7 protein-coding genes are annotated in these 6,024 nt (G+C 63.0%); 3 read left to right on the top strand and 4 right to left on the bottom strand.

Going from position 1 to position 6,024, the window contains the following annotated elements; all coding sequences use genetic code 11:
• The first annotated feature begins 597 nt into the window (after window positions 1–597).
• A complete protein-coding gene (locus tag EOA38_RS25300; protein WP_127300516.1) occupies window positions 598–1,509 on the top strand; it encodes an agmatinase in 912 nt (303 codons plus the stop codon).
• Between the two features lie 62 nt (window positions 1,510–1,571).
• Here the strand turns inward: EOA38_RS25300 and EOA38_RS25295 are convergent, their stop codons facing one another.
• Window positions 1,572–1,826 carry a DUF1127 domain-containing protein gene (locus tag EOA38_RS25295; RefSeq protein WP_127300515.1) on the bottom strand — a complete coding sequence of 85 codons (255 nt, stop codon included), beginning with the start codon at window positions 1,824–1,826 and terminating at the stop codon, window positions 1,572–1,574.
• A 125-nt stretch (window positions 1,827–1,951) separates the two neighbouring features.
• Here EOA38_RS25295 and EOA38_RS25290 point away from each other — a divergent pair, with 125 nt between their 5' ends.
• On the top strand, window positions 1,952–3,469 hold the full coding sequence (locus EOA38_RS25290; RefSeq protein WP_189434873.1) for a tetratricopeptide repeat protein: 1,518 nt from the start codon (window positions 1,952–1,954) through the stop codon (window positions 3,467–3,469).
• Window positions 3,470–3,519: 50 nt separating this feature from the next.
• On the opposite strand, the gene EOA38_RS25285 is transcribed toward EOA38_RS25290, so the two are convergent.
• On the bottom strand, window positions 3,520–3,912 hold the full coding sequence (locus EOA38_RS25285) for a GFA family protein (protein ID WP_126094032.1): 393 nt from the start codon (window positions 3,910–3,912) through the stop codon (window positions 3,520–3,522).
• Between the two features lie 119 nt (window positions 3,913–4,031).
• On the opposite strand from EOA38_RS25285, the gene EOA38_RS25280 reads away from it, so the two are divergent.
• Entirely contained in the window at window positions 4,032–4,475 is a 444-nt protein-coding gene (locus tag EOA38_RS25280) for a class I SAM-dependent methyltransferase (protein ID WP_127300514.1), read from the top strand.
• On the opposite strand, the gene EOA38_RS25275 is transcribed toward EOA38_RS25280, so the two are convergent.
• Window positions 4,472–4,900 (bottom strand): hypothetical protein, encoded by a 429-nt coding sequence (locus tag EOA38_RS25275; protein WP_127300513.1) that lies wholly within the window; start codon window positions 4,898–4,900, stop codon window positions 4,472–4,474. The genes EOA38_RS25280 and EOA38_RS25275 overlap by 4 nt on opposite strands.
• A gap of 14 nt (window positions 4,901–4,914) precedes the next feature.
• Complete coding sequence (locus tag EOA38_RS25270) at window positions 4,915–5,781, bottom strand: aldose 1-epimerase family protein (protein ID WP_127300512.1); 867 nt, start codon at window positions 5,779–5,781, stop codon at window positions 4,915–4,917.
• Window positions 5,782–6,024: the final 243 nt, after the last annotated feature.

Raw genomic sequence — 6,024 nt, 5'->3', positions numbered from 1 at the left:
TCCGCACGTCTTCAGCACCCGATTGGAATTTCGCAAGAGCTTCATTCGACCGCTCGACGCCCTTTTCGGCGACTGCGCGAAGTTGATCGGTGGCCTTGCCAGCGTCGACTGCCGGAAATTCGGCGGTTTCGGTGGGTTTGTCGGTGGTCTTGGACATTTCCTATCCTCCGGTTGACGATGTGTCTCGCCCGCGCCCCAGAACAGCGAGAGCAGTATGTGGCAGTATTACCTGCAGTGCAACATTTTGTTGCAGCGCAATATATTTATATTTGAAACTGGGCTTTTCCTGCAGTCTTCAGAAGAAACAGGGCAGGAGGGGAGCCAATCAGCTGGCAACGCAGCGAAGGGATATGGCTAGGACGTCCGTGATGCGCCGTAGCACCCCATTCGCGCTCGATTTTCACAACGTGGCAGAGTGCGGCCTTTGCAACAAGGTCGCAGGTCTGCTTCGCACCCTGCCCTGTTCGAACTTGGTTGCAACAATGCAAGCTTCGCCCGGCTCGCTCGCGATTTCAGTGATGGCGTCGAACCGAACAAGCAACTAGCCTACCCCAAGCTGCTCGTCGCGCCGGCATTCACAATCAAGGCCATCCAGAAATGACCGCCTCGCCTTCCTTCCTTGGCTTTCCCGAGCGCCTCGCCGAAGGCCGCATTCCCCGTGCGGTCATCTTCGGAGCCGATCACGGCAGCACCTACCCCGGCAAGGACAGCAGCGGCTATGTCCTGGCCGCCGATGCCATCCGCGCGGCGAGCCAGGACGATACGCCGCTGATCGAGCACTGGGATTTCGATCTCGGCGGCCCGCTGTTCGACGGCAAGCCGGTCTGCTGCGTCGACGCCGGCAACGTCTTGACCATCATGCACGACAATGATGGCAACCGCGCCCGGATCGAGGCGAAGACGCGCGAGGTCCTGGCAATGCCGGCCGTGCCGATCCTGCTCGGCGGCGACGATTCCGTGGTCATTCCCTTCCTCGCAGGCTTCACGGATCGCGGGCCAGTCTGGATCCTGCAGATCGACGCCCATATCGACTGGCGCGACGAGGTCGATGGCGAACGCTTCGGCTATTCGAGCCCGATGCGCCGGGCGAGCGAGATGCCGCATATCGCCGGCATCGTACAGGTCGGCCTGCGCAGCGTCGGCAGCGCACGCCGCGCAGAAATCGAAGCGGCGCGGCGCTACGGCAGCCGCTTCGTGACCGCCCGCGAGGTTCATGCCCAAGGCGTCGAAGCCGCTCTCAAGCATATTCCGGAAGGCGCGCAAGTCGTCGTCACCCTCGACTGCGATGGCCTCGATCCCTTCATCATGCCAGGCGTGGCGGCGCGCACACCCGGCGGTCTCACCTACACGCAGGTGATCGACCTGATCGCGGGTCTCGGCAAGCGGGGCAGGATCGCCGGGTTCGATCTCGTCGAGTTCTATCCTCCCGCCGACATTGACGGCCTGTCGGCGCTCACCGCAGCGAGGCTTATCGTCAATGCGATCGGCGCCATCGTCCGGCAGGGTTAGACCCGGCTTTGGCCTCCAGATATTGCACGAGGCAACCGCCCTACCCTTTTGGAAACGTTCCTTTATCGTTGCCAGAAAGGCAGCTTGGCGATCTCTTCGTCCACCTGATGTCTCGTCAAACCGATATCGTCGATCAGATGCGGATTGGTTTCCGAGATTCGCTTGAGGTCCCAGCGAAAGTGCGTCTGCTCGCGCCAGCCCGCGACGATGCTTCGCAGGATCGCCAGGCTGAAGCGCCGAGGCGACGTTTCCGACGGCCTTACGACCGTTGCTCTGCACGCTGCCTGATGCGGCGCCGGGGCAAAAATATCGTTCATGGCAACCTCCTGATGGTTGAGGCCCGTAGGCGATCGACCTGAAAGAGGTTGAATTCTGCAGGAGGCGAACAGCGCCGTAATTAAGCCCTCCCAAATAGTTCCAAAAAGTTCCAAACGGACTATAGATGCGCCGCATGCAGGGCTCGCGCTTCGCCTTCGGTCCATTCGTGCTTGATCCGGGTGCGGGAACGCTCCTTCGGAACGATGCGCCCGTTGCCGTCGGTAACCGCGGGATAAAGCTACTCGCCGCGCTCGTCGGACGGCCCGGCGAAATCCTGGGCAAGGCCGAGCTAATGGATGCGGCGTGGCCGGGCACGGCCGTCGAGGAAGGCAACCTCACCGTTCAGATCGCGCAGCTCAGGAAGCTGCTCGGTCCGGCCGCCGATGGCAGTGAATGGATCGCCACGGTTCCGCGCGTCGGCTACCGCTTCATCGGAACCATCGACCAGCTCGGCGGCGCGGTGCGAAAGCCTTTGCCGCTGCCCAGCAAGCCATCGATAGCGGTGCTGCCCTTCGTTGCTTTCTCCAGCGATCCCGAGCAGGACTCCTTCGCGGATGGGCTGACCGAGGATCTGATCACCGACCTGTCCAGGAATGCCGGCCTGTTCGTCATCGCCCGCAACTCGGTCTTTGCCTACAAAGGCAAGGCGATGGACGTGCGCAGGATCGCCGAGGAGCTTGGCGTGCGCTACCTGCTGGAGGGCAGCGCAAGACGCGCCGCCGGGCGCGTGCGCATCAACGCGCAACTGGTCGACGCGGTGAGTGGCGAGCATCTGTGGGCGGAACGCTTCGATCGCAACCTGGAAGATATTTTTGCCGTCCAGGACGAGGTGACGGCCAAGATCGTGGAGGCGCTGCTCGGCCGCCTGCGCGCCCCGCCGCCGCGCAACCGGCCAAGGAACCTCGAGGCTTATGATCTGTGCGTGCGAGCGCGCAAGCTGATCGACGATTCGCCGCAGACGGCGCGGGAAGCGCATCTGATGCTGACGCGCGCGGTTTCGCTCGATCCGGACTATGCCGAGGCTTATCGCTGGCTTGCCATGAACCATTGGATGGGATGGGTGCATTGGGGCGAACCCATCGAGCCAAACCGCGGCGTCGCCCTGGAACTGGCGCGCAAGGCTGTCGCGATCGATCCCAACGATGCCGGCTGCCACTGGGTGCTGGCCAACCTGCTTGCCTATGAGCGCCGCTTCGACGAGGCGGACGCTGAATTCGCCAGGGCGATCGAGCTCGACCCGAACGATGCCGACACCTGGGCGACGATATCAGACATTGAGGTTCTGGCCGGCCAGATTGAGGAAAGCCTCGAGCACATTCGCAAGGCGTTCCGGCTCAACCCTTATCCGCCGAGCTGGTACTATCTGACACTCGGCCAGGCGCAGTATGCGGCCGGCGAGTACGAAGCCGCCGTCGAGACGCTGTGCAGGGACGAGACCTATCGCACGAGCTCACGCCGGTTCCTGGCGGCAAGCCTTGCCCAACTCGGCCGGTTCGACGAGGCGCGCGCAGAGGTCGAGATGTTCCTCGTCGCCAACCCGCATTTCAGCACCAGCCACTGGGTCTGGACCGAACCGTTCCGCGACGCCGCGACGCTCGAGCATTTCGTCGACGGCTTTCGCAAGGCTGGTTTGCCGGAGTGACGGTCGGCGCGCCCCTCCAAACGGTCATCCTATCCGGAAGGCGGTCGCCCCTACTCCTCAAAACGGCCCGTGGCGTCGCGATCACGTTCGTATCGTCTGTTGAGCGGAAACGGCGGCAACCAGGACTCGCGGCGGACGGTCCACAGTTCGTAGGTTGGCCTCAGTTGGTCAGGGGCGTCCAGCGATCCCAGGCTGACTTCGATTTCGTCCGCGGTGCGCGCGAAAACGGACGAGCCGCAGCGCGGGCAGAAGAACCGCCCGGCATAGTCGCGCGTTTCGCCGGCGATCGTCACCGCATCTTGAGGGAAAATCGCGGAAGCGTGAAACAGCGACCCGTGATGCTTGCGGCAGTCGAGACAGTGACAGATGCCGACCCTGTATGGGCGACCCGACGCCACGATCCGAACCTTGCCGCACAGGCAACCGCCCGTGAACCTGTCCATGTTGCGTCTCCTCCAAAATCGATCGGCCGGAACGTTTACAACGAACCGCGCCGAGCCGTCCATGAAAGCTGCGCCGTCTCGCTTGCTTGGCCCCCAAACCGAATTGCATAACTTGTCTCATGGCTGCCGGAATCTCCGAGCGGATATCCGCTTTCGTCGAAGCTCTTCCATTGAAACCGGGACTTCGCGTCCTGGAGATCGGATGCGGCCCCGGCGTTGCCGCTCGTGCCGTCGCTCGCCGTATCGGCCATGGCTTCATTCTGGCCATCGACCGTTCGGAAAAGGCAATCCAATTGGCGCGGGCGGGATCGGCCGATGAGATGGCTTTGGGCTGCCTTGATTTCAGGTGCGTAGCGATCGAGGACTTCGCGTTGAGGTCAGGCGAAGACCTCTTCGATATCGCCTTTGCGATGCGGGTCGGCGCCCTTGACGGGCGTCACCCCGAGGCTGGTCGGGCGGCGTTGACGCGTATCAAGTCCGCCCTGAAACCAGGTGGCCGGCTGTTCATCGACGGCGGCGATCCACTGAAGGAGGTCGAGTTGGGGGGCGCCCTTCCTCTTTAGAAAAACCCGTCGAGAAACGCAGCCGTCTCGCCTGAAATGCCGATGATCTTGTTCGTCGCCTGGCGGTAGAATTTGAAATTGAGCTCGGTCTCCGGCCGACCGTCCTTCCAGTCCTTGAACCGCTTGAGTTCGTCCCGGCCCAATCGCCGAGCGGTCGATGCGGTGCGGCGGATGGAAACACTGACGCGCGGCGTCTGCCGTTCGAGGTCGGGCCTTCTGGGGGCGGCTTCGGACAGCGTGACGATGCCGCGCGCGACGAGTCCCTGCCCGCCTTCGTTCTCGCTGGCGAACAGGAAGATGACGTCGCCCTCGGCGATTTGCTTGCCGCCATACATGGTTTTCTGCGCGGCGAAGATGAATGTCTCCGCCTGCGGATCCGTGATCTCGGCCTTGATCGTGATCTCGGCCTTGATCGCGAACGCCATGGCTTCGACGGCTCTCAGCCGAGGCCGATCTGATAGCTCAGGGTTCGCTTCGCGCCCGGCTCGATCAGCATCACGCCTGGCTTGTCGGCAAATTCGCCGTCGAAATCGACCGGGCTTGCGAGGCCATGCCAGGGCTCGATGCACAGGAACGGCGCCCCGCCCGGCTTGGACCAGATGCCCAACTCGTTGAAACCCTGCCACGACATTTCGATCGCCGGCCCGCGATCGGCAGCGTAGCGCACGCTGGTGCTGACCGGCCGGTCCAGGATTACCGCGTCATCGTCGAACAGCCGCTCGGAGAGCGCGAGCGTCTTGCCTTCGATGGGCGTGGGTTGCGGCATCGGCAGCAGGAGCCCGTCCTTCAGGCGGCGGATCGGCGCGGGCTCATTGTCGGCAAAGGTCAGCCGATAGGCTTCCTTGGGCAGTTCCGGCAGCAGCGGCCAGTTGAAGGCGGGGTGAGCGCCGATCGAGGCCGGCAGCAGTTCTTCGCCTATGTTGGTAACTTCGAAGGTCACGTCTAGCTGCCGAGGAGCGAGGCTATAGCTTACGGTCAGATAGAAAGCGAATGGGTAATGGACGCTGGTTTCGGCACCGTCCATTAGGACCAGGGTGCAGGACGAAGGCGTCCGCTGCACCCAGGCGAAGCGCCTGTCGCGGGCGAAACCATGCTGCGTCATCGGATAGTTTTGGCCGCGATGGCGCAACTGGTCGCCCTTGAGCCGGCCGACGATCGGAAACAGGACCGGAGAATGGCGCCGCCAGGCGGGGCCCGCCTGCCACAACAGCTCTGTGCCCTCGGCATCGCGCAAGGAAACCAGTTCGGCCCCCTGCCCGACGATGGTTGCGGAGATGCCGTCGGCGTGAAGCGTCACCTGTTCCATGCGTCCTCGCGGCTGGCTCGTATGTCTGGCAGGCTAGCAAAAGGCCTCGCGTGAACTCAAGGGCGGCGGGTTATGCCGCGCTTCACGCTTTCATGACCAGCGATCCACGACCCCCGCCCAGTCGGAAAAAAATGGCCGGAAGTTTCCCTCCGGCCATTTCAAGGTCAGCGGTGTTGCCTGCCACGGTTCGGACTATTCGCGCTCGCCGGTGAAATTCAGCAGCAGCTGGAAGATGTTGATGAA

Source organism: Mesorhizobium sp. M1E.F.Ca.ET.041.01.1.1 (genome assembly GCF_003997355.1).
Classification (GTDB): Bacteria; Pseudomonadota; Alphaproteobacteria; order Rhizobiales; family Rhizobiaceae; genus Mesorhizobium.
The sequence above is the reverse complement of the archived record's forward strand: the minus strand, read 5'-3'. Positions and strand labels throughout refer to the sequence as shown.

Excerpts from the sequence above, each read along its gene's own strand:
- EOA38_RS25295 (WP_127300515.1), bottom strand. The coding sequence starts at position 1,826 with ATGAACGATATTTTTGCCCCGGCGCCGCATCAGGCAGCGTGCAGAGCA.
- EOA38_RS25270 (WP_127300512.1), bottom strand. The coding sequence starts at position 5,781 with ATGGAACAGGTGACGCTTCACGCCGACGGCATCTCCGCAACCATCGTC.
- EOA38_RS25300 (WP_127300516.1), top strand. The coding sequence starts at position 598 with ATGACCGCCTCGCCTTCCTTCCTTGGCTTTCCCGAGCGCCTCGCCGAA.
- EOA38_RS25280 (WP_127300514.1), top strand. The coding sequence starts at position 4,032 with ATGGCTGCCGGAATCTCCGAGCGGATATCCGCTTTCGTCGAAGCTCTT.
- EOA38_RS25275 (WP_127300513.1), bottom strand. The coding sequence starts at position 4,900 with ATGGCGTTCGCGATCAAGGCCGAGATCACGATCAAGGCCGAGATCACG.
- EOA38_RS25285 (WP_126094032.1), bottom strand. The coding sequence starts at position 3,912 with ATGGACAGGTTCACGGGCGGTTGCCTGTGCGGCAAGGTTCGGATCGTG.
- EOA38_RS25290 (WP_189434873.1), top strand. The coding sequence starts at position 1,952 with ATGCGCCGCATGCAGGGCTCGCGCTTCGCCTTCGGTCCATTCGTGCTT.